At 54.3% G+C, this 2123-nt stretch carries 1 rRNA gene; it reads left to right on the forward strand.

The features are described 5' to 3' along the window. The first annotated feature begins 573 nt into the window (after window positions 1–573). Window positions 574–2096 (forward strand): 16S ribosomal RNA (locus tag ACMT3I_RS16100). The last annotated feature ends 27 nt before the right edge of the window (window positions 2097–2123 follow it).

Genomic DNA, 2123 nt, shown 5'->3' on the forward strand with positions numbered 1-2123 from the left:
CGACACGCCCGGGGTGTGGCGTGCTTTTGACGGCCTCGCGGGTTGGCCGTAATGTATCTATACGTACCCCAAAGGTGCGGGTGAGCGGATCAGCTCCCCGGCCTCAAGCGGGACCAAATCCCAAGCTTTTACCGGTCGGTTTCACTTTGTTGAAATTGGTGTGGTTGGCGTAGGATTGTTATTCCTTCCTCTCGTTTCTCTGGTTGATTCGTGTGTGTGTTGTGGTGGTTGCTTTGTGCACCGCTGAGACATGGAAAACACACGATTTGACATGGTGAACATAGAGGGGTAAGGTAGAGAAGTTGCCCCGGAGCGACAGCCGTAAGGCCTGAAGTCGGGTGCGTCCGATCCTTGAGAACTCAACAGCGTGCACAATGTCAAATGCCAAAAACCTCGTTCGTAGGGCTCCTTTCTAGGGAGTACCGCGTATGAGATTCCTTTGGAAAACATTTATAACAACAAAGCAAGTCAGTAATGATTTGTTCTGTCAGTTTCAAACTTGTGTCTTTCCCGCCCATTCCGGCGGTGAGGCACACTAGATGTGACGCCAGCTTGCTGGTTGTCAATCAAACATTTACGGAGAGTTTGATCCTGGCTCAGGACGAACGCTGGCGGCGTGCTTAACACATGCAAGTCGAACGATGAAGAAGAGCTTGCTCTTTGGATTAGTGGCGAACGGGTGAGTAACACGTGAGCAATCTGCCCTTGACTCTGGGATAAGCGTTGGAAACGACGTCTAATACCGGATACGACCCTCGGAGGCATCTCCTGGGGGTGGAAAGAATTTTGGTCAAGGATGAGCTCGCGGCCTATCAGCTAGTTGGTGAGGTAATGGCTCACCAAGGCGACGACGGGTAGCCGGCCTGAGAGGGTGACCGGCCACACTGGGACTGAGACACGGCCCAGACTCCTACGGGAGGCAGCAGTGGGGAATATTGCACAATGGGCGAAAGCCTGATGCAGCAACGCCGCGTGAGGGACGACGGCCTTCGGGTTGTAAACCTCTTTTAGTAGGGAAGAAGCGAAAGTGACGGTACCTGCAGAAAAAGCACCGGCTAACTACGTGCCAGCAGCCGCGGTAATACGTAGGGTGCAAGCGTTGTCCGGAATTATTGGGCGTAAAGAGCTCGTAGGCGGTTTGTCGCGTCTGCTGTGAAAACTGGAGGCTCAACCTCCAGCCTGCAGTGGGTACGGGCAGACTAGAGTGCGGTAGGGGAGATTGGAATTCCTGGTGTAGCGGTGGAATGCGCAGATATCAGGAGGAACACCGATGGCGAAGGCAGATCTCTGGGCCGTAACTGACGCTGAGGAGCGAAAGCATGGGGAGCGAACAGGATTAGATACCCTGGTAGTCCATGCCGTAAACGTTGGGAACTAGATGTGGGGACCATTCCACGGTCTCCGTGTCGCAGCTAACGCATTAAGTTCCCCGCCTGGGGAGTACGGCCGCAAGGCTAAAACTCAAAGGAATTGACGGGGGCCCGCACAAGCGGCGGAGCATGCGGATTAATTCGATGCAACGCGAAGAACCTTACCAAGGCTTGACATATACGAGAACGGGCCAGAAATGGTCAACTCTTTGGACACTCGTAAACAGGTGGTGCATGGTTGTCGTCAGCTCGTGTCGTGAGATGTTGGGTTAAGTCCCGCAACGAGCGCAACCCTCGTCCTATGTTGCCAGCACGTAATGGTGGGAACTCATGGGATACTGCCGGGGTCAACTCGGAGGAAGGTGGGGATGACGTCAAATCATCATGCCCCTTATGTCTTGGGCTTCACGCATGCTACAATGGCCGGTACAAAGGGCTGCAATACCGCAAGGTGGAGCGAATCCCAAAAAGCCGGTCTCAGTTCGGATTGAGGTCTGCAACTCGACCTCATGAAGTCGGAGTCGCTAGTAATCGCAGATCAGCAACGCTGCGGTGAATACGTTCCCGGGCCTTGTACACACCGCCCGTCAAGTCATGAAAGTCGGTAACACCCGAAGCCGGTGGCCTAACCCGTAAGGGAAGGAGCTGTCGAAGGTGGGATCGGTGATTAGGACTAAGTCGTAACAAGGTAGCCGTACCGGAAGGTGCGGCTGGATCACCTCCTTTCTAAGGAGCATGTTCAGCTCTCCTCTG

The sequence above is a fragment of the Leifsonia sp. A12D58 genome (genome assembly GCF_047530025.1).
In the GTDB taxonomy this organism is placed as follows: domain Bacteria; phylum Actinomycetota; class Actinomycetes; order Actinomycetales; family Microbacteriaceae; genus Cryobacterium.